This is a genomic window from Mesorhizobium sp. LSJC285A00 (assembly GCF_000503155.1).
Classification (GTDB): Bacteria; Pseudomonadota; Alphaproteobacteria; order Rhizobiales; family Rhizobiaceae; genus Mesorhizobium.
The window spans coordinates 111,566-131,792 of the sequence record NZ_AYVK01000027.1 but is presented as its reverse complement, the minus strand read 5'-3'; the positions used below and the strand labels follow the sequence as shown (position 1 = coordinate 131,792).

16 protein-coding genes are annotated in these 20,227 nt (G+C 61.9%); 9 read left to right on the top strand and 7 right to left on the bottom strand.

What is annotated here, in order from left to right:
• The first annotated feature begins 175 nt into the window (after positions 1–175).
• Positions 176–628, top strand: a complete 453-nt coding sequence (locus X726_RS147540) for a nucleoside deaminase (RefSeq protein ID WP_023724815.1) — start codon at positions 176–178, stop codon at positions 626–628.
• Between the two features lie 28 nt (positions 629–656).
• On the opposite strand, the gene X726_RS147545 is transcribed toward X726_RS147540, so the two are convergent.
• The 3 genes from X726_RS147545 to X726_RS147555 all read right to left on the bottom strand — a co-directional run bounded on the left by X726_RS147545 (position 657) and on the right by X726_RS147555 (position 5,559).
• Positions 657–1,340, bottom strand: a complete 684-nt coding sequence (locus tag X726_RS147545; protein WP_023671541.1) for a hypothetical protein — start codon at positions 1,338–1,340, stop codon at positions 657–659.
• Positions 1,341–1,541: 201 nt separating this feature from the next.
• Complete coding sequence (ileS, locus tag X726_RS147550; protein WP_023671540.1) at positions 1,542–4,523, bottom strand: isoleucine--tRNA ligase; 2,982 nt, start codon at positions 4,521–4,523, stop codon at positions 1,542–1,544.
• 232 nt (positions 4,524–4,755) lie between these two features.
• Positions 4,756–5,559, bottom strand: a complete 804-nt coding sequence (locus X726_RS147555; RefSeq protein ID WP_031215158.1) for a MipA/OmpV family protein — start codon at positions 5,557–5,559, stop codon at positions 4,756–4,758.
• Positions 5,560–5,770: 211 nt separating this feature from the next.
• On the opposite strand from X726_RS147555, the gene X726_RS147560 reads away from it, so the two are divergent.
• From X726_RS147560 to X726_RS147575, 4 genes are all read left to right on the top strand, one after another.
• Entirely contained in the window at positions 5,771–6,076 is a 306-nt protein-coding gene (locus X726_RS147560) for a metalloregulator ArsR/SmtB family transcription factor (RefSeq protein ID WP_023671538.1), read from the top strand.
• Positions 6,073–6,555 (top strand): SRPBCC family protein, encoded by a 483-nt coding sequence (locus X726_RS147565; RefSeq protein ID WP_023671537.1) that lies wholly within the window; start codon positions 6,073–6,075, stop codon positions 6,553–6,555. Before X726_RS147560 ends, X726_RS147565 begins: the two co-directional genes overlap by 4 nt.
• 12 nt (positions 6,556–6,567) lie before the next feature.
• Positions 6,568–6,981, top strand: a complete 414-nt coding sequence (locus X726_RS147570; protein WP_023671536.1) for an MAPEG family protein — start codon at positions 6,568–6,570, stop codon at positions 6,979–6,981.
• Positions 6,982–7,109: 128 nt separating this feature from the next.
• Positions 7,110–7,664 (top strand): HdeD family acid-resistance protein, encoded by a 555-nt coding sequence (locus tag X726_RS147575; RefSeq protein ID WP_023671535.1) that lies wholly within the window; start codon positions 7,110–7,112, stop codon positions 7,662–7,664.
• A gap of 29 nt (positions 7,665–7,693) precedes the next feature.
• On the opposite strand, the gene X726_RS147580 is transcribed toward X726_RS147575, so the two are convergent.
• Both X726_RS147580 and X726_RS147585 read right to left on the bottom strand, forming a co-directional pair.
• Complete coding sequence (locus tag X726_RS147580; RefSeq protein WP_023671534.1) at positions 7,694–8,677, bottom strand: bifunctional riboflavin kinase/FAD synthetase; 984 nt, start codon at positions 8,675–8,677, stop codon at positions 7,694–7,696.
• Between the two features lie 9 nt (positions 8,678–8,686).
• Complete coding sequence (locus X726_RS147585; protein ID WP_023671533.1) at positions 8,687–9,547, bottom strand: TIGR01459 family HAD-type hydrolase; 861 nt, start codon at positions 9,545–9,547, stop codon at positions 8,687–8,689.
• A gap of 334 nt (positions 9,548–9,881) precedes the next feature.
• Between X726_RS147585 and X726_RS147590 the strand changes: the two genes are divergently transcribed.
• From X726_RS147590 to X726_RS147605, 4 genes are all read left to right on the top strand, one after another.
• Positions 9,882–11,771, top strand: coding sequence for a pilus assembly protein (locus X726_RS147590; protein ID WP_023671532.1), 1,890 nt, complete (start codon positions 9,882–9,884; stop codon positions 11,769–11,771).
• A 195-nt stretch (positions 11,772–11,966) separates the two neighbouring features.
• Positions 11,967–13,940: a TadE/TadG family type IV pilus assembly protein gene (locus X726_RS147595; protein WP_023671531.1), complete on the top strand. Its 1,974-nt coding sequence runs from the start codon at positions 11,967–11,969 to the stop codon at positions 13,938–13,940.
• 153 nt (positions 13,941–14,093) lie between these two features.
• The gene (locus tag X726_RS147600; RefSeq protein ID WP_023671530.1) at positions 14,094–14,726 is read left to right on the top strand and encodes a LysE family translocator; all 633 of its coding nucleotides are present in this window, start codon (positions 14,094–14,096) and stop codon (positions 14,724–14,726) included.
• 139 nt (positions 14,727–14,865) lie between these two features.
• Positions 14,866–15,402, top strand: coding sequence for a CAP domain-containing protein (locus X726_RS147605; protein ID WP_023682979.1), 537 nt, complete (start codon positions 14,866–14,868; stop codon positions 15,400–15,402).
• A 29-nt stretch (positions 15,403–15,431) separates the two neighbouring features.
• On the opposite strand, the gene X726_RS147610 is transcribed toward X726_RS147605, so the two are convergent.
• Both X726_RS147610 and X726_RS147615 read right to left on the bottom strand, forming a co-directional pair.
• Positions 15,432–18,050 carry an EAL domain-containing protein gene (locus tag X726_RS147610; protein ID WP_023671528.1) on the bottom strand — a complete coding sequence of 873 codons (2,619 nt, stop codon included), beginning with the start codon at positions 18,048–18,050 and terminating at the stop codon, positions 15,432–15,434.
• Positions 18,051–18,384: 334 nt separating this feature from the next.
• Positions 18,385–19,920, bottom strand: coding sequence for a DHA2 family efflux MFS transporter permease subunit (locus X726_RS147615; protein WP_023671527.1), 1,536 nt, complete (start codon positions 19,918–19,920; stop codon positions 18,385–18,387).
• Positions 19,921–20,227 lie beyond the last annotated feature (307 nt).

Below are 20,227 nucleotides of genomic sequence, written 5' to 3'. Positions count from 1 at the left end.
CTTTGCCTTGTTGCGCTGCTACAGCGTGGCGCATCCTTTCGGACGCGCAAAGGACGCTATAGCACTTTGATTTGGCGCATGATCATTTCCGAAAATCTGTTCCGATATTCGGGTTGACGCGCTCCATAACAGGATCACCGCCAAGTGGCGAGGAGATAATCGGAATGGAAACCGCGTGAAGCGGCCGGATTTCATGGCGCTGGCGCTGAAAGAGGCGCAAGCCGCCGCCTTGCGCGGAGAAGTTCCAGTTGGCGCCGTCATCGCCAGCGGCGACACGGTGGTGGCATCCGCCGGTAACCGCACCCGCGAACTTGCCGATCCGACGGCGCATGCCGAAATGCTGGCCATCCGCGCGGCCTGCCAAACGCTCTCCAGGGAGCGGCTGACCGGCCACGACCTCTATGTGACGCTGGAACCCTGCGCCATGTGCGCAGGCGCCATTTCCTTCGCCAGGCTGCGCCGGCTCTATTTCGGCGCGGCCGACGAGAAGGGCGGCGCGGTGGTCAACGGCGTGCGCTTCTTCGCCTCGCCGACCTGCCACCATACGCCCGACATCTATCCGGGCATGGCCGAGGCCGACGCGGCGCTGCTGCTCAGGGAATTCTTTCGGGAAAGACGCGAAACGTAGAGCCTTCAGCTACCGAAGGCGACGGTTCCTACCAGGAGGGCAGCCAGTCGAAGAGCCCGCCGCTCTTGCCCTTGGCGGCCGCTTCCTTCTTGAGGCGGCGTTCCTTCTTGTATTCATCCTCGCCGAGTTCGCCCTGCGGCGCCGTGTCGGAGGCAGCTCGATAGGCCAGAGGCGGCTCGCTCAGATATCTGCGAGTGTTGGGGTCGCCCTGCTTTTGCTCTGCGGTGCGGCGCTGGATCTCGGCGGCGCGGCCCTTGTCTGAATCCTTCGGCGACCAGGCCGGCGGGTGGCTGGAGCCCGAATCCGCCAGCGCCTTCTTCACGGAAGCCGGATCGGTCTGCACGTCATCGACGATCCCCGACTGATAGGACGGGTCGTCCTGGTGGGCAGTGGCGTCGGCACGCAGGCGGGCGCGGCGCTGCTCGGGCGATTCGGGCCAATCGGTGCTCGCCGTCTCGATGCTTTCCTGCGGCGGCGGCAGCACTTCCTTCTGCCCCGGCGCCGGCTTTACCAGCTCCGGACGCGGCCTGTAGTCGATCTGTTCCTTGTGCTTGGGCGTGATCGCGAAGGCGCCGGAAAGGTCTCCGGCAAGCTGCTCGCCAGCCGTCTTGTCGGTGCCGTAGGTAGGCGAGCCCATGCAACCGGACAGAGCGAGGCCGGACGCGACAAGCGGCGCCAGCAGCGCAACGCGCGCATAAGTTCTCTTGGTCATGCCAAAAAGTCCCACTCTAGACAGCCTCTCGATCGTCACCGGCCAAAGGCCCGGTCCCCATCGTCCACGCTCTTGCGACGGAATTCCGGCGACAATTTGTCTTCCGGAGTTTCGCGTGTTTATCTCAACCACTCGTTAAGGGCAACGCGCGGGCGGTTTTCGCCCACGCGGCATGGCATTTGTGCTCCGGCTTATGAGCAGTCACAAACGTCCCAGAGCCTTGAGTTCATGCAGCACGGCGGCATCGCGGGCAGACACGTCGGGGAATTCCACGTCCTGCCCGACATCGGCGGTATAGCGCCACGAACGCGCGCATTTGACCAAGCCGCGGTCCTCGGCCTTTTCGACCACCACCGCGACACCTTTGACATCGTCGAGCGCAAAGGCGCCTTCCGGCGCCTTGCCATGGGCGATGACGAGATCGCTGGTGATCGCCATTTCAGCCATGTCGACATCGGCGATCGCGGCTTCAAGCGCGGCATCGTCGAGGGTCACGACCGGCACGGCTTCCAGCGAGGCACCGATGACCTTCTGAGCGCGTGCGATCTCGAGCGCGCCGGTGACGACTCGGCGGACCTGCCGCACCTTGCGCCATTTTTCCGCCAGTGCCTCGTTCTTCCAGTCGGCCGGAATCTCGGGGAACTGGTCGAGATGCAGCGAGACAGCATCCGGATGACGGTCGAGCCAGGCTTCTTCCGTGGTGAAGGGCAGCATCGGCGCCAGCCATTTCACCAGGCAGTCGAAGAGGTGGCGCACCACTTGCACCGAGGTCTTGCGCTTCACGCTGGCGGGTCCCTCGCAATAGAGCGCGTCCTTCCTGATGTCGAAATAGAAGGCCGACAGCTCGACCACCATGAAGTCGAGCAAAGTGCGGGTGATGCGTTTGAACTCGAACGCGTCGTAGCCCGAGCGCACGACCTCATCGAGCTCGGCCAGCCGATGCAGCATCAGCCGCTCCAGTTCCGGCATCTTGTCCAGCGGCACCTCCTCGCCATCGTCATGGGCGAGCGTGCCCAGCATCCAGCGGATGGTGTTGCGGAGCTTGCGGTAGGCGTCGATGTTGGTCTGCAGCACGTTCTTGCCGAGACGCTGGTCTTCCCAATAGTCCGTCGTCACCACCCATAACCGCAGAATGTCGGCGCCGGACTGCTTGATGACGTCTTGCGGCACCACGGTGTTGCCGAGCGATTTCGACATCTTTCGCCCCTCCTCATCCATGGTGAAGCCATGGGTGACGACGGTGTCGTAAGGTGCCCTGCCCCTGGTGCCGCAGCTTTCGAGCAGCGAGGAGTGGAACCAGCCGCGATGCTGGTCGGAGCCTTCGAGATAGACGTCGGCCGGCCATTTCAGGTCCGGACGGTCTTCCAGCGTGAAGACATGCGTCGAGCCCGAATCGAACCAGACGTCGAGGATGTCCATCACCTGCTTCCATTTGGAGGCATCGTGATTGCCGAGGAAACGCTCCTTGGCGCCGGCAGCGAACCAGGCGTCGGCGCCTTCCTGTTCGAAAGCATCCATGATGCGCTGGTTGACGGCTTCGTCCTTCAGCACGTTGCCATCCTCATCGGCAAAGACGGCGATCGGCACGCCCCAGGCGCGCTGGCGTGACAAGACCCAATCCGGGCGTTCCTCGATCATGGCGCGGATACGGTTCTGGCCGGCCGCCGGCACGAAGCGTGTGTCGTCGATCGCCTTCAGCGCACGGCTGCGCAACGTCGTGCCGTCGCCGAGGTCCTTGTCCATATAGACGAACCATTGCGGCGTGTTGCGGAAGATGATCGGCTTCTTCGACCGCCAGGAATGCGGGTAGGAATGCTTCAGCCGGCCGCGCGCGAACAGCGCGTTGCGCTTGATCAGTTCGTCGATGACCGCCTGGTTGGCATTGCCCTTCTTGCCGTTATCGTCGATGACACGCGCGGCGCCACCTTCGCGATCCGGGCCAAAACCCGGCGCGTCTCTGGTGAAGAAGCCGGCGTCGTCGACGGTAAACGGGATGGCGGGATCGATGCCACGTGCGCGCAAATCCGATGCCGCATCCATCCAGGCATCAAAGTCCTCGCGGCCATGGCCGGGCGCGGTGTGGACGAAACCGGTACCGGCATCGTCGGTGACATGGTCCCCGGCAAGCATGGGTACGGCGAATTCGTAACCACCGCCGAGACCTTTGAAGGGATGTGAAAGTGTAAGGCTTCCAAGCTCTTCGACCGAAACGCTGCGAAGCCGATTCAAGGTGACCTTGGCCTTGGCCGAGGAGTCTTCGGCAAGCGCATCTGCAAAGATCAGCTTCTCACCGGGCTGTGGACCGAACGAATTTTCGGCTGCGGTAACTTCATAAAGGCCGTAGCCGATCCGTGACGAATAGTTGACGGCACGGTTGCCGGGGATCGTCCACGGGGTTGTCGTCCAGATGACGACGTGGGCGTTGTCCAAAAGTGCAACGCTTTCCGGAACGCGCATGGACGATGCAGCGTCTGATACAAAGTGCTCAACGCTCCAAAATCCTGACACAACTGGAAACTTCACCCAGATCGTGTCGGACTCATAGTCCTGGTATTCGATCTCGGCCTCGGCCAGTGCGGTGCGCTCGACGACGCTCCACATTACCGGCTTGGAGCCGCGATAGAGCTGGCCGGACATGGCGAACTTCAACAACTCCCCGGCGATGCGCGACTCCGAGTGGAAAGCCATCGTCGTATAGGGGTTCTTGAAATCGCCGACGACGCCGAGCCGCTGGAACTCGCCGCCCTGCACCGTGATCCAGTTCGCGGCGAAGTCGCGGCATTCCTTGCGGAACTCGTTGACCGGCACCTCGTCCTTGTTCTTGCCCTTGGCGCGGTACTGTTCCTCGATCTTCCATTCGATCGGCAGGCCGTGGCAGTCCCAGCCGGGCACGTAATTGGAGTCATAGCCGCGCATCTGGAACGAGCGGGTGATGACGTCCTTGAGGATCTTGTTCAGCGCGTGGCCGATATGGATGTTGCCATTGGCGTAGGGCGGGCCGTCATGCAGCACGTATTTTTCGCGGTCGGCGGCCGCCTCGCGCAGCTTGGCGTAAAGGTCCATATCCTGCCAGCGCTTGACCAGCAGCGGCTCTTTTTCAGGCAAGCCGGCGCGCATCGGGAAATCCGTCTGCGGCAGATAGAGCGTCTTGGAATAGTCGATCGTTTCAACAGTGTCGGTCATTGGTCTGCCATGTGCATTGCCCGGCGGGCGTAAAAGCTCGGGCGTGAACTATCATGATTGGAAAAGCGCGAGGGGGCGCGCAAAACTCCCGGCGGCTCCGGCGGCGCTCAGGCCGCCCGGAACACCGGGCCTGTAATTCGTATCGTCAGCGCGCGAAGGCGTGAAAAGCTCGTCATTGCCGGGCTTTTAACGGAGAAAGCCGCAGGAATAAAGCGTCTCTTGTTCGATTCACTTACATCGCGAAGTCGAAGCGATAGGTGGTCGAGACGCCGACCGTGAACTGGTTACGGTCGCCGCGCTCCTTGACCAGGCTGGAATCGGCGGCCGGGCCCTTCAGGCGCGCATATTCGCCGAACAGGCTGGCGGTCATCGGATCGGTCACGTTCCAGGTGATGGCGCCACCAAGGCCGGCCGATTTCAGGCCGCCGCCAGGATGGTATTCGCTCAGGCCCGAGGCCACAGCCTCCTTGGCGTTGACGCCATAATAGGAGTTGAAATAGCCCGACGAGGCAAAGGACACGCGCGGGCCGCCCGAAATCCTCACCGTCGGCGTGATATCATAGAACGCATCGGCGGCGATGTCGGCGACAAAGCCGTCATGGGCACGGATGCCGTGGCGCAGTTCGGCGCGGGCGCGCAACCAGTCCGTAGGGTAGAATTCGAAGAAGCCGCCGACCTCACCGCCCCAGCGCACCGGGTCGAGGCCCTTGAGTTCATCCTTGCTGTCGCGTGAAAACAGGAATTTTCCGGTCAGGCCGGCGCGGACGCCGCCATCGTCGACCAGCGCCAGCGAGATGTTGTCGTTGCGCGAGCTAAAGCGCGCGGCCGGGCCGGCCTTGCCCAGCGAGATGATCGGCGATGCGCTGAGCAGATAGCTGTTGGAGCCCTCGAATTTCGGCGCGACCATGCCGGTGGCGCCAAGCGTCAGGTACCAGTCGCCGGACATCCAGCCGAAGGCACCCTCGCCCGCATTGGCGGTGGACACAGTGAGCAGCGCCGAGGCGAGAAACAGCGGAATCGTCCAGACAATACGCATCATCACCCATACGCGAAACAAAACGGAGAGAACATCCGGCAGCCAAAGCCATGGCGCCGGTTCGGTAAAATTTGACTTAAAATCTACAGCAGTGGCGGCAACTGCGACCCTGTTTTTTGCGCTGTGGCCCATTTGAACAGGGCGCCGCCGGGCCTGTGGCGAGTTGACAGAAAAAGCGAGGTTGCCTAAATTCGCGTTAGTGCAGACTAACATGAACAGATGGACAGCGCTTGGCGACCCGACCAGGCGGACGATCTTCGAACTGCTGGTCGAACAACCCTGTTCGGTCGGGGAATTGGCTCGTGCGCTTCCTGTCACCCGGCCGGCGGTCTCGCAGCACCTGAAGGTGCTCAAGGACGCCGGCCTCGTGGCCAACACACGGCTCGGCAAGCAACGCATCTACCGGGTCGATCCGGAAGGCTTGGCCAGCCTGCGCGCCGAACTCGACCGGTTCTGGAGCAAGACCTTGGCGGCCTACAAAGTGGTCGTCGAACAGCCCTTGAAGGAGCAGGAATGAGCACGCATCAACCGCCCGTGAGGCACTCCATCCTTGTCGAGGCTCCGATCGCGCATGCCTTCAAGGTCTTCACCGAGGACTTCGGCAGTTTCAAACCCAAAGAGCATAACCTGCTTGCCGTGCCGATCGCGGAGACGATCTTCGAACCCCGCGTTGGCGGTCACGTCTACGACCGCGGTGTGGATGGCAGCGAGTGCCGCTGGGCACGGGTGCTGGCCTACGAGCCGCCGAACCGACTGCTTCTGAGTTGGGATATCAGCCCTCAATGGCAGATCGAGACCAATCCGGACAGGACCAGCGAGTGGGAAGTCCGGTTTACGGCGGAGACGAATAGCCGGACCCGCGTCGAGATCGAGCATCGCAATCTCGAACGTCATGGCGAAGGCTGGGAAGGCGTGCGCTTTGGGATTGACGGTGATCAAGGCTGGCCGCTGTATCTCAGGCGATTCCAAGATCTTTTTGCCGGCAAAGTGACCTGAAGGAGCACAACTATGGAACCCTATTGGCTAAGCATCCTCGGTGTACTGATCCTCTGTCTTTTGTCAGTCGCGCTGGCGGTTTACTCGGGTTCGTCCAAGGGATTTGCCGGAGCGCTTTCCGGTCCGGTGATCCCGGCCGACGACGCCAATCTCCTCTACAGGATCGACCGCGTGCATATGAACTCGGTCGAGGCGCTGGCGCCTTTTGTCGTCCCGGCGGTGCTGGCCATGATGGTTGGCGTTGGGTCGGCCACGTTGGCGACCATTGTCTGGGTTCATGTGGCGATACGCCTGCTTCACCTAGGGGTTTACCTACGCGGCGGCAATGCCGCCAAGGGTGGCAGTGTCAGAACGATCGTCTACGTCTCTGGAGCGATCGTCACGCTTGTCCTCGTCCTTGTGACTGGCTGGGCTGCCATAAATTGACACGTACGCGCGAACCTCAAGCCACCGACGCTTTGTTTATTTACTAGCCGTCGCCATCGGCTGGACGTCCGCTATAGCCGGGGCTAACCTCCCGGCAAGGTGCCAGGCGATTTCGAGGAGATGCAGCAATGACCCTGCACGGTGATACCCTGAAAGATGCGATCGGCCGGACACGGGACAAATGGGGGTGGTTCGTCGCGCTCGGCGTGCTGCTGCTCATCTTCGGCGGCATTGCCTTCGGCAATCTGTTCATCGCCACCGTCGCCTCGGTCTATGTCGTGGGCTGGCTGATGCTGATGGCCGGCATCATCGAGATCGTGCATGCCTTCGGCGTGAAGACCTGGAGTCGCTTCTTCTATTGGCTGCTCAGCGGTCTACTTTATGCCGTTGCCGGTTTCTTTGCCTTCGACAATCCGCTGCTGGCCTCGACGGTGCTGACCTTGCTGCTGGCGGTGGCGCTGGTCGCTTCAGGCGCGCTCAGGGCCTGGGTCGGCTATAGCCACCGACCGGAAAAGGGCTGGGGCTGGGTCGTCGCGGCGGGCCTGATCAGCGTGCTGGCGGGGCTGACCATCGCCATGGGCTGGCCAGTCAACAGCCTGTGGGTGCTCGGCCTGTTCCTGGCCATCGACCTGATCTTCCAGGGCTGGAGCTTCATCGCTCTCGGACTGGCGTTGAAGAAGTAGGGGCTTGAAGAGGTAAGCGGCCGGAAGGCTCAAAAAGCGATGGCGCCGTCCAGATCCGAAAGCGGCCTGACGCCGGCCAGCAGCGCGCGCGCCTCCGCCTCGTCGCACTTCATTTGTACCACCAGCCCATCGAGCCCATCGAACTTCACCTCGGGGCGCAAAAAGCCGAAGAACGATACGTCGCAGATCTCGCCGTAAAGATCGCCGGCAAAGTCGAAGACGAAGGTTTCGAGCAGCGGCGCGCCATTGTCGTCGACAGTCGGGCGACGCCCGAAGCTGGCGACACCATCATAGAGCGTGCCGTCGGCGCGGCGAAAGCGGACGGCATAAATCCCTTCCTTCAGAGTTGTTTCCGGCGAAAGCCTCATGTTGGCTGTCGGGAAGCCGAGCGTGCGGCCGAGCTGCTGGCCGCCGATCACTTCGCTTTCGACGGTGAAGCGGTAGCCGAGCAGGCCTGCGGCCTCGGCGACCTCTCCCTCGCAGAGCAGCTCGCGGATACGGCTCGACGACACCACCTCGGCGCCCTCGTCGCGAAAGGCGTCGACCAGGGTGACGCCGAAACCATGGCGCTCGCCTGCCGCCATCAGAAACGCAGGACCGCCCTGCCGGTCCTTGCCGAAGTGAAAATCGAAGCCGGTGACGGCATGGATGATGCCGAGGTTCGTCTCCAGCACATCGGTCACGAAAGCCTCGGCCGACAGGCCGGCAAAGGCGCGCGTGAACGGCTGTTCGACGAGTGCGGCAAAGCCCAGATGCGACAGCAGCCGCGCCTTCATCCGCGGCGGCGTCAATACGAACAGCGGCATATCGGGCCTGAACACCTTGCGCGGATGCGGGTCGAAGGTCAGCACTAGCGCCGGCACGCCGCGCCGCCCGGCTTCGGCAAGCGCGCGATCGAGCACCGCCTGGTGGCCGCGATGGACGCCGTCGAAATTGCCGATCGCCACCACGCCGCCGCGCAAATGCGGCGGCAGCGGCGCGGTTGCTGAAATGTGTTCGAAAGCTGCGCTCATGCAGCAACCCTACCGCAGTCTCGGAATGACGGCGACCGGCCGGTAGCCGTGCTTTTGCAGAAAGGCTGCAAGCCTGGCGGGGTCCGGCTGCATGGGATCGCCATAGTCGCGCGCGTGAATGCCGCCCGAGACGTAAAGCACGTCGATGCCGTTGTCGGCGGCGCCCTTGACGTCGGTCATCATGCCGTCGCCGATGGCCAGCACCTCGGTGCGCGCGACGTCTCGGCCGAGAAGCACGGCAACCTCCCGCAGCGCTACGTCATAGACCGGCGCATAAGGTTTTCCGGCGATCAGCGTGCGGCCGCCAAGCTGGGCATAGTCGCGCGCCAAGGCGCCGGCGCACCAGATCATGCGCTCGCCGCGTTCGACCACGATGTCGGGATTGGCGCAGATGAAAGGCAGGTTCCTGGCGCGCAGCCGGCGCAGCAGATCGGCGTAATCCTCAGGCGTTTCCACCTCGTCGTCGAACAGCCCGGTGCAGACCGCGCCGGAGGCCTCGAACTCCTCGACGAGCTCGACGTCCAGACCGTCATAGAGGGTGAAATCGCGGTCGGCGCCGATATGGAAGATTTTTCGTGGGCCTTCGGCGATAAGGTCGCGGGTCACATCGCCTGAGGTGACGACGCGATCGTAGGCGGCGGCGGGAACGCCGATCGCATTCATCTGCGCCACCACATCGGCATTGCGGCGCGGCGAGTTGGTGATCAGGACGACCGGGACCTTCGCCGCACGCGCGGCGGCAAGCGCTTCGGCAGCCGCCGGAAAATGCCATTCGCCATTGTGGATCACGCCCCAGACATCGCACAGGATGGCCGAGTAGGCGCCCGACAAATCCGCGAGCGAGCCGATGATGTCAGGCGAATCCGCCATGCCGTTTTCCTGCTGTGACGATCATTGCGAGAGCTGCAGCCGACGGTCCGCCGCAACCGGCCCCGCATTAACCGAAGCGTTTCATCCTGTCACCAGCTTTTCGGCACTTGCCAGGCTGTTGCGCAACGGGCTGATCGAAGGTTGCACAGGCAGGAACCACCCTTCTCCGAGCTTCGGTCGATCGAAACAATGTCGCACCGCTGATCACCAGGGCCGAGTGGTTAACGAGCCTTGAAAAGATGGGCCTATGTTGAACGCATTTCAGCAACCTGAAATTTAACGATTTGTGGGCATCTTCGGACCGATATTGGGTCCTGGCAGGGGTGCTGAAGGCATGATCCGCAGATTTCTGAACGACAGACGCGGCAACTATGCCTTGATGACAGTGATCACCATGGTGCCCTTGATGGGCGCGCTGGCGATTGCCATCGACTACACCGACCTCCTGCGCCAAAAACAGAACATGCTGAACGCGCTGGATGCCGCCGGAATTGCCACGGCACAGCAGATCGTCACCGGGGCGACCGACACGGCATCCAAGGCCTATGCGAAGGATTTCTTCGAGGCCAATCTCAGAGCCGTCAGTCCGGCCGATACGGCGCTGACGGTGACGCTGCCCAACAACAACGCAGGTGGTGGCACGCTGAAGCTGTGCGCCGAATTGACGTATCACCCCTATTTCCTGCCGGCAGCGGCCATGATGATCGGAAGAACCGCCGCCGACGTCACAACGTCGGCATGCTCGGAGATCCGCCTCAAAAACACGCTGGAAGTGTCTCTCGTGCTCGACAATTCCGGCTCCATGAGCATCAACGGCTCCGGCACCGGCCAGCCACGAATAGATTTGCTCAAGAAGGCCGCTACCGAGCTTGTCAACACGATGGCGCTCCAAGCCGCACAAATGAGGCAGGTCACCAGGCCGGTGCAGTTCTCGCTGGTCCCGTTTTCTGCGTCGGTCAATGTCGGCGCTCCGATCCCCCCGGCTCCATTGCCGACGTGGCTGGACACGACCGGCATTTCCCCGATCCATCATCAGAACTTCGATTGGTCGACGATGACAGCGGCGGCAAATGCCACCAAATGGATCGAAAAAGTAGGCAGCGTTTACTACCAGCGCGGCACGGGCTGGGGCACTGACAAAGACAAGGAGATGACGCGTTTCACTCTCTATCAGGACATGATGGCAACGACCTGTACGACGAAAAACCCGAACGGCACTTGCAAGACCTCCGTCGTCGCCAAATACGAAGCCTGGAAGGGCTGCGTGGAGGCGAGGCCGTATCCCTATAATGACGACGACACATCGCCGACCACGGGCACGCCCGCCACCATGTTCGTGCCGATGTTCGCGCCGGACGAAGCTGGCAATTTCTGGACCGACACAACTCGCACCAGCACATCGACGTGGGGTTACGCGAACAATTGGTGGATCGATTATTCCGACACGCTGACTGTCCCCAAACGCCAAGCGGATATGCGAAAGTATTTTCTGACAAAGCCCTGGGACGCAGCAGCCGCTGCGGCCGATGATGGACCCAATTCGGCATGCACGACCGCCGCGATCACGCCGTTGCAGGACATAACCACCACCGATGGCAAGAAAATCCTGACGGATGCCATCAATGCCATGGCCCCGACGGGCAACACCAACGTGCCGGAAGGGCTGGCCTGGGGCTGGCGGACGGTGTCGAGCAACGAGCCTTTTACGCAAGGCCGGCCGAACACCGAAAGAGGCAACGACAAAGTGGTCATCGTCCTGACCGACGGCGCAAACACCTATAGCATCGGCCCTAGCAACGACATGACCAGCAACTACGCCAAGAATGGATCGACCTACGCCGCCTACGGCTACACCGGCCCTAATTTTCCGAAGCCAGTCGAGCCTGCGACCCGCCTGTTCGTCAACACGACCGTCGCCAAGACAACTTATACGGCGGCCAACTACACAACCGCGCTTGACCAGCAGATGCAAACGCTTTGCACCAATGCGAAGAATTCGAACATTCTCTTGATGACGGTCTCGCTTGACCTGGTTACCACCAAGCCGGCGGAAAAGACTGCCATAGACGCGCTCAAGAAATGCTCCTCGGATTCGCGCTTCCGCAAGGATCCGACCGACCCGAGCAAGCCGGCGAAGCTGTACTGGAACGCGACCGGCGCCACCTTGTCGCAAAGTTTCAAGGAAATCGCCGACGAACTGTCGAACCTGCGCATCGTCAGCTGATCGGCGCGATCTTTCGAACAAGGCGCTCCGCCTCGCGGGGCGTTTTGTTGCGGCGTTGCTCACGTGTCCGTGCATTTGGTTAGCGCCTGGTGAAGCGCTATCCGCGCAATCGAGCAGTTTCCCAAACCCGTCCTTCAACGTTTTGTGAAACTGTGGCGGCATTGAAGAATCCGCAGGCGGGGCCGCTTACATCACATGCGTGAACTCTGGCGCACATTCCGGCGTGACTTCTGGCGTGACCGCCGCGGCAATTACGCTCTGATGACCGTTGTGGCGATGGTGCCACTGATGGGCGGCGTGGCAATGGCTGTCGACTACACCGGCGTGGTCAGCGAGAAGCAGAGGGTGGTCAACGCGCTCGACGCCGCCAACTTCGCCACCGCGCGCCGGCTGGTGGAAGGCGCCACCGACGACCAGTTGCGGGCCTATGCGCTCGACTTCTTCAAGGCAAACCTCAACGATGTCGATCCTGCCGACACGACGCTCAGCGTTACGCTGCCCAGCAGCACGACCGGCGGCGGCATCGTCAAGCTGTGCGCCAGCCTGGTCTACAAGCCCTATTTCCTGCCGGCAGCGGCGATGCTGATCGGCAGGACGTCGGCAGACGTCACCTACTCCGTGTGTTCGCAAGTCCGGCTGAAGAACACGCTGGAAGTGGCTATGGTGCTCGACAATTCGGGGTCGATGTCGAACACCGGCACGGGTGCCGGACAAAAGCGCATCGACCTTCTCAAGCAAGCCGCCAAGCAGCTGGTCGACACGCTTGCCTTGCAGGCCGCGATGATCAAGCAGATCGACAAGCCGGTCCAGTTCAGCCTGGTGCCGTTCGCCGCCTCTGTCAATGTCGGCGCCAGCAACGACAACGCGTCATGGATCGACGCCTACGGGCTGTCGCCCATCCACAACGAGAATTTCGCCTGGTCCACGCTTAATGCAGCCGACAAATATGCCCAGAAGATCGGCGGCATCTGGTACAAGAAAGGCACTGGCTGGGGTGAGCAGGAGGGGCAGATGCTGACCCGCTTCTCGCTCTACCGCGACATGAAGGTGGTCACCAGCCACGAGCGCATCGTCGGCAGCAAACGCGTGGTGTGCGACAAATATCGCGCCAATCATACATGCTCGGACAGCCACAACGAATACGACTACAACGACACATACGGACCGTTCGCCAGCTGGCAGGGCTGCGTCGAGGTCCGTCCCTACCCCTATAATGTCACCGACGCGCCGGCCTCCGGCGGACCGAACAACACCGGCACCGGCGTCGGCGATCCCGCGACCATGTTCGTGCCGATGTTCGCGCCAGACGAGCCGGGCAATCATTGGTACATAACGCAGGACCCCGACGAGGTGGCCCCCAAGACCTATGGCGCAGCCAACAGCTGGTGGAACGACGATCCGGCGAGCACCACCGGCAAGACCAGGCAGTCCAACATGGCCAAGTATTTCCAGCCACGGCCGATCAATGCTCCGGTGCTGTCGGCCGGTGCCGGTCCTAACTACAGCTGCACGACGACACCGATCACGCCGCTGACCGACGTCTCCAACACCGCCGGGCTGACCAAGATCAAGGCTGCGATTGACCTGATGGCGCCGAACGGCTTCACCAATGTGCCGGAAGGCATGGCCTGGGGCTGGCGCACCGTCTCCAGCACGGAGCCTTTCACAGGAGGACGTCCTGAGACGGAGCGCGGCAACGACAAGGTGGTCATCGTGCTCACTGACGGCGAGAACACCTATGCGGTGCCCAGCAGCGATCCCGCCGGCAACAAGTCGACCTATGCCGCCTATGGCTATACCGGCGTCGGCTACAACGGCACTGCGGTCACCCGCCTGTTCGGCGGCACGTCGAGCGCCATCGGCCAGCTCAACTATTCGTCGAGCAACTACACCGCCGCGCTCAACGAGCAGATGGCGACGCTGTGCAACAACGCCAAGGCGGCCAACATCATGGTGATGACGGTGGCGCTCGATATGTCGACGACCGACGCCGGCGACAAGAGCGCGATGGAGGCACTGAAGACGTGCTCTTCGGACTCGCGCTTCCGCAAGGATCCGACCGACCCGAGCAAGCCTGCAAAACTGTTCTGGAACGCGACCGGCGCCACGCTGTCCGACAATTTCAAGGAAATCGCCAACGAGCTCTCGAACCTGCGCGTGGTGAGCTGAGGGTCAAGCTGCTGATCTTGCCCCTTGCGGGGGAAATTGACGGCTTCGCCGCTTTCGCCAATTGTCGACGCTGGCGCAAAGGCTCCGGCCATCATGCTCTTGCGGTGAGTCAAAACGCGTGCTCGGTATCGTCACTCTTCCCGGAGATTGCCCGTGCCCGAAACCGCCAACCATCTCGCCTTCGCGCTGGTCTGCCTGGGCATGGTCCTGACGCCCGGGCCGAACATGATCTACCTGATCTCGCGCTCGCTGTCGCAAGGCCCCAAGGCCGGGCTGATCTCGCTCGGCGGCGTGGCGGCCGGCTTTCTGTTCTATGTCGTATCGGCTGCGCTGGGCATCACCGCGCTGCTGCTTGCCGTGCCGTTTGCCTATGACGCACTGCGCATTGCCGGCGCGCTCTATCTGCTATGGCTCGCCTGGCAAGCGGTGCGGCCCGGCGGGCGCTCACCATTCCAGGTGCGCGAACTGCCGAAGGACAGGCCGCGCAAGCTGTTCGCGATGGGCCTGATGACCAATCTCCTCAATCCCAAGGTGGCGGTGCTTTATCTGTCGCTGCTGCCGCAGTTCATCTCGCTGGGCAACGGCCATGTGCTGTCGCAGCTTCTGGTGCTCGGCGCCACGCAGATCTCGATCAGCCTGACCGCCAATGCCATCATCGCGGTAACGGCCGGTTCGATCGCCACCTTCCTTGCCGGACGGCCGCTATGGATGGTCATCCAGCGCTGGATGATGGGCACGGTGCTCGCCGCGCTGGCGCTTAAAATGGCGACCGACGCGCAACGCTGATCGGACGCAGCGCGCCGAGACTACATCGGCCGCCGACCTTCCCATTCGAATCGGCCGGCCGAACCTGCACGGAGGCCAGCGATTGAGATTTTCCAGCCCTGCCCGGCAAAAGCCATGATCGCGGCTAAGTCAGGCAGGCATGACAATGATCTGCACCACCAATCATCCGCTCGCGCAAACCCGCTCTGGCGCAGCAAGTCCAAAACCAAACAGGCGCCTGCTGCTGATCGGCCTTGCAGCCATGGCCGGCCTCGCTGCTTGCAGTACGGTCTCGGTGCCGACCGGCGAAGGCGCCGGTGTGTCGTCCTCGGCCACCGCGACGCTGGCCGGCATCCGAGCTTCGGCCGGACTGCCGGCGCTGGTGCCGGACGCCCAGCTCGAGCAGGCCGCTCGGCAGCAGGCCGGCTATATGGCCTCACGCGAACGCATGAGCCACACGACGGGCTGGGGAAAGGATTTCGCGTCGCGGATGAAGGACAATGGGGTGCGGGGCGCCGCCGCCGAGAACATCGCCGAGGGCCGCTTCGACCAGCAGAAACTGTTCGACATCTGGATGCATTCGGCTGGCCACCGCCGCAACATGCTCGATCCGGATTTCAGCCGCTTCGGCCTCGCCTATGTACGCGACGGACGCGACAGCGCCATCCGCTACTGGAGCCTGGTGCTCGGAAAATAGCAGCCAGCGGTTACGGCGCGAGCCAGCCGTCAGCCTTTCGCGATCAGCTCGCCGATATCCCCAGCCGACAGGGGTTTGCTGAAATAATTGCCCTGCACCTCGTCACAATTGTTCTTGCGCAGGAAGGCGACCGGGTCTTCCGTTTCGACACCTTCGGCCAGCACCCGAAGGTTCAACTTCTGCCCCAGGGAAATCACGGCGCCAGTGACCGCTTGATCGTTCTCGTCGGTCGCGAGATCGTTGATGAAGGACTTGTCGATCTTCAGCCGCGCCACCGGAAACGTCTTGAGAGCGCTGAGACTGGAATAGCCTGTTCCGAAATCGTCGATCGATATCTGCACGCCGAGCTTTTGCAGTCCGTTCATCGTTGCGACCGCCAGCTCGAAATCCTGCATGATCAGGCTTTCCGTCACTTCGAGCTCGAGATACCTCGCCTCCAGGCCGCTTTCCTTCAATGCGTTGACGACGCGGTCGATCAGGTTCTTCTCCCGGAACTGCCGCGCCGACACGTTGACGCAGACGGTTACGGGCGACAGACCGGCGCGCTGCCAGGCTTTGTTCTGCCGGCAGGCTTCGTGCAGGATCCAGTCGCCGAGCGGCACGATCAGCCCGGTCTCCTCGGCGGTCGGGATGAACATCGCCGGCGAAACCAGGCCTCGCGTCGGGTGGTTCCAGCGCACCAGCGCTTCGACGGCGAAAACCTGCCCCGATCGCAGATCCACCTGTGGCTGATAATGCAGAGCGAATTCCGACCGGGCGAGCGCGTTTCGCAATTCCTCCTGAAGCAGGAATTTTTCATGTGCCGTTGAGTTGAACTCCGGGGCATAGAACTGGAAATTGTCGCGGCCGAATTCCTTGGCGCGATACATGGCGGCGTCGGCATTGGCCAACAGCGTATCCGGGCTGGTCCCGTCCTTCGGGTAATTTGCGATGCCGATGCTGGCCGTCGTTCTCAGCCGATGCTCTCCGACAAGAACCGGTTCCGCGATCGCATCCCTGATCGTCTGCAGGGTTTCCGAGACCACATCGACATTGGTGGTTTGGTCGAACAGGACGATGACAAATTCGTCGCCGCCAAGCCGCACGACGGTGTCGGTGGCCTTCACGCATCCAACCAAACGGCTGGCGACGGTCTTGAGGAGTTCGTCGCCGGCATTGTGGCCAAACGTATCGTTCACCAGTTTGAAATTGTCGAGATCGATGAACACTACCGTCATCCAGCGATTGTATCGCTGCGCGTAGAGGACCGCCTGGGAAAGCCGATCCTCCAGCAAAGCGCGATTGGGCAGGCCGGTCAGCGCATCATGGTTGGCCATGAAGTGGATCTGGTCTTCCGCCAGTTTGCGCTCGATCGCGATGCCGGCAATGTGTGTGGTGAACTCGATCAGGCGGGTCTCGGCATGGGTGGGTTCGCGCACGGTCATCGAATACATGGCAAAGGCGCCCAACACGACGCCCCGATGCGACAGGATCGGGGTTGACCAGCACGAACGATAGCCATGGGGTGCCGCCAGTTCGCGGTAATCGTCCCAAAGCGGATCCTGCAGAATATCGGTAACAATGACCGGTTCCCGCCGGTAGATGGCGGTTCCGCAGGATCCCACCTTGGGACCGATGGCCGCCCCATCGATGGCGCTCGTATAGGCTTTCGCCAGGCCCGGCGCCGCACCGTGACGCAAATGAATGCCGTCCTTGTCGAGCAGCAGGACGGAACCGAATATCCCCTTCAACTGAGCCTCGACGAAGCGCATGAGGCGGTCGAGCACGTCCTCCAGCGGCGCGCTCGTGGCAATCATTTCGAGGATCTGCGCCTGCCCGCTGCGAAGGACATCCGCCTGCTTGCGGGCGGTGATGTCGTGGGCAATGCCAACCAGGCCGAAGATTTCATTTTGGCGATTGCGCAACGGCACCTTCGTCGACGAAAGCCATTTGCCGTTCCCCGACGCATCGACGACAAACTCTTCCGCGTCGATCATTGGTTGTCCGCTCTTGAGCAGGCGCTGCTCGACCAGGCGAAATTTCCGCGCAACTTCCGGGGGGTGGAGATCAAAATCGGTCAAACCGATCATGTCGCTGGTCTTGTTGCGGCCGCTATCGGTCGCAAGGGCGCTGTTGACCACGACGAAACGGCTTTGCGTATCCTTGACCCAGAGGTAATCGGGCACCCAGTCGATCAGCGCCTGCAGCGAAATGCGCTCGTCGACGATCTGCCGATTGGCGAGGAGTTCAGTGATGTCCTCATGCGTGGCGATCCAACTGCCATCGGGCATGGGCTGGTTACGGATCTGGATTGTGCGACCATCGACAAGTTTGGCGGTCCAGAGCCGCGAAGCCTTGCCCGAATTGATCGAGCGAGCCGTTGCGAGATAGGTGTCGGCGGCCGTCGCCGCCGTGCCGGCGGCGACGCGGCGTTCGACGATTTCGCTCAGTGTCACGCCAGGCCGCAATTCCTCGGGCGCAATGCGGTAGATTTCCGCATAGCGCCGGTTGCTCAGGATCAGCCGTTCATCGGCATCGAAAAAGCAGATGCCTTGCGAAATATTCTCGATCGCAGTCTCGAAGCGCAGGGTCTGCCCTTCGAGACCCGCAATGGTCGTGCGAAGTTCTCCCTCGAGCGTATCGTAGGAAACGTCAGCCAGTCTTGCCAATGCGGCTACGCCCACCGGCCCGCGCGCCCCGACGGATCTTCTGGATGACTTCGTGACCAAACAGACCTCCTCCGGTTTGGCACCTGAAACAAGAAAGGGCCTCTGTCGTGCCAGACGAAAGTCGACTGACAATGTTACAGATGTGCTAATTCAAGATGAACTGTAACGGAATTGGAGGCGTCAGCAACCAGATACCAAAGGTGCAAATGTCATTTCAAATCAACTTCCAACGGCTCATTATCGATATTCTTTTGCACACGCGGGTTTTGACGATCATCCGAGCAACAAATCATCAGGGGCAACCAGCTTGCTGCCAGCGCTACCGGCGCCCGCCTCAATCCATATGCGCGGCAGGAGCTGCCGCGCCGGCCGGAGCGGTCTTCGGCTTGCGCAGCAGGAAGACAAACGGAATGGCAACCAGCGTCATCACCATCAGCAGTTTGAAGTCGTTGACGTAGGAGATCATCATCGCCTGGATGTTGACCATGCGGTCCACCTGCGAAAGTGCCGTCGGATCGCCGCCTGCTGCCGCCGGCGAGGCCGCCCACAAATTGGGGTTGAACGGGTTGATGAAAGCCGACAGTTCGGTGTGATTGACCTGCGTGTTGCGCACCATGAGAACCGTCACCACCGACACACCGATCGACGAACCGAGATTTCGAACCAGGCTGAACAGGGCCGTGGCGTCGGTGCGGAAGCGCACGTCGAGCGTAGCGAAGGCCACCGTGGACAGCGGCACGAACACCATGCCCATGCCCAGGCCCTGGATGACGCCGGAGCTGAGGATCAGCCAATTGTCCATCTGCGGCGTGAAGGAGGACATGGTGTAGAGCGACTGCGCGGTGAGCAGAAAGCCGATGACGACGAGGATGCGGGCGTCGATCCTGCTCATGAGCCGTCCAACGACAAGCATCGAAATCATCGTGCCGACACCGCGCGGCCCCAGGACGACGCCGATGGTGACGGTCGGATAGCCGAAGATGGTCGACAGCATCGGCGGCAGCAGCGACATCGAGGCCAGGATCAGCACGCCCATGACGAAGATGAAAGCCAGACCGGTGACGAAATTGCGGTCGAGGAAGATCTTGGGGTCGATGAAAGGACGTTCCGCCGTCAGTGTATGGATGATGAAAACCCAGAAGCCGGTGATCGAAAGAGCAAGCTCGATCCAGATTTCGACCGAGGAAAACCAGTCGACCTCGCCGCCGCGGTCGAGCAGCAGCTGCAGCGCGCCGACGCCGAGCGAAATCATGGCGAAACCGAAGAAATCGAAGCTGCGGATCCGCCGGGCAACGACCGGCAAATAGGCTGCCATGCCGAGGAAGGCGATGATGCCGACCGGCAAATTGATGAAGAACACCCAGCGCCAGTTGAAATTCTCGGTCAGCCAACCGCCCAGCGTCGGACCCAGGATCGGCCCCAGCATGATGCCGGCGCCCCAGATGGCCATCGCCTGGCCGTGGCGTTCCCTGGGGTTGATGTCGAGCAGGAAGGTCTGCGACAGCGGCACGATGGCTGCGCCGAACACGCCCTGCATCAGCCGGAAGAACACTATGCTCTCCAGGCTCCAGGCAATGCCGCACAGCATCGAGAACACGGTGAAGCCGACAACCGCCGCCAGGAACAGTTCCTTGCGGCCGAAGCGGTCGGCCAGCCAGCCGGTCACCGGCGTCATGATCGCGGCGGCAACGATGTAGGAGGTCAACACCCAGTTTATGTTGTCGGGCGACGCGCCGAGGTCGCCGGTCATGGTCGGCAGCGCGACATTGGCAATCGTGGTGTCGAGCGCCTGCATGACCGTCGCCAGCATCAGCGCCACGGTGATCAGGCCGCGATGCGGCACTTCCTTGAAAGGTTCTGGTGTGGTCATGATGCGGAACTTCCGACAGGTTACAAAAACGTGTACATTAGGTTTCCGGGCGGCGAGGCCTTCTCTGGTGAAGAGACCCTCATCGCGGTGGGACGCGATCTATCGATGTGGGGGTTACATCGATCGAAGGTCTCGACACATCAGGCGCTTGCCGCCCGGAAATCCAAGGTCCGAAGGATGGGCGCGCCGAGATGGTCCAGGTTCTGGGCAGGCCGCGATGCGGCCCGGTCCAATCCACCCCTCGTTCAACCTGCCGTCGGACCGATCCTGTCATCTCAACTTCACCTCGCCTGCGGCGGGCGTTCTG

Coding starts and splice junctions, on each gene's coding strand:
- X726_RS147580 (WP_023671534.1), bottom strand. CDS start 8,677: ATGAGCGCAGCTTTCGAACACATTTCAGCAACCGCGCCGCTGCCGCCG.
- X726_RS147585 (WP_023671533.1), bottom strand. CDS start 9,547: ATGGCGGATTCGCCTGACATCATCGGCTCGCTCGCGGATTTGTCGGGC.
- X726_RS147595 (WP_023671531.1), top strand. CDS start 11,967: ATGCGTGAACTCTGGCGCACATTCCGGCGTGACTTCTGGCGTGACCGC.
- X726_RS147545 (WP_023671541.1), bottom strand. CDS start 1,340: ATGACCAAGAGAACTTATGCGCGCGTTGCGCTGCTGGCGCCGCTTGTC.
- X726_RS147560 (WP_023671538.1), top strand. CDS start 5,771: ATGAACAGATGGACAGCGCTTGGCGACCCGACCAGGCGGACGATCTTC.
- X726_RS147555 (WP_031215158.1), bottom strand. CDS start 5,559: ATGCGTATTGTCTGGACGATTCCGCTGTTTCTCGCCTCGGCGCTGCTC.
- ileS (WP_023671540.1), bottom strand. CDS start 4,523: ATGACCGACACTGTTGAAACGATCGACTATTCCAAGACGCTCTATCTG.
- X726_RS147565 (WP_023671537.1), top strand. CDS start 6,073: ATGAGCACGCATCAACCGCCCGTGAGGCACTCCATCCTTGTCGAGGCT.
- X726_RS147590 (WP_023671532.1), top strand. CDS start 9,882: ATGATCCGCAGATTTCTGAACGACAGACGCGGCAACTATGCCTTGATG.
- X726_RS147570 (WP_023671536.1), top strand. CDS start 6,568: ATGGAACCCTATTGGCTAAGCATCCTCGGTGTACTGATCCTCTGTCTT.
- X726_RS147615 (WP_023671527.1), bottom strand. CDS start 19,920: ATGACCACACCAGAACCTTTCAAGGAAGTGCCGCATCGCGGCCTGATC.
- X726_RS147575 (WP_023671535.1), top strand. CDS start 7,110: ATGACCCTGCACGGTGATACCCTGAAAGATGCGATCGGCCGGACACGG.
- X726_RS147605 (WP_023682979.1), top strand. CDS start 14,866: ATGACAATGATCTGCACCACCAATCATCCGCTCGCGCAAACCCGCTCT.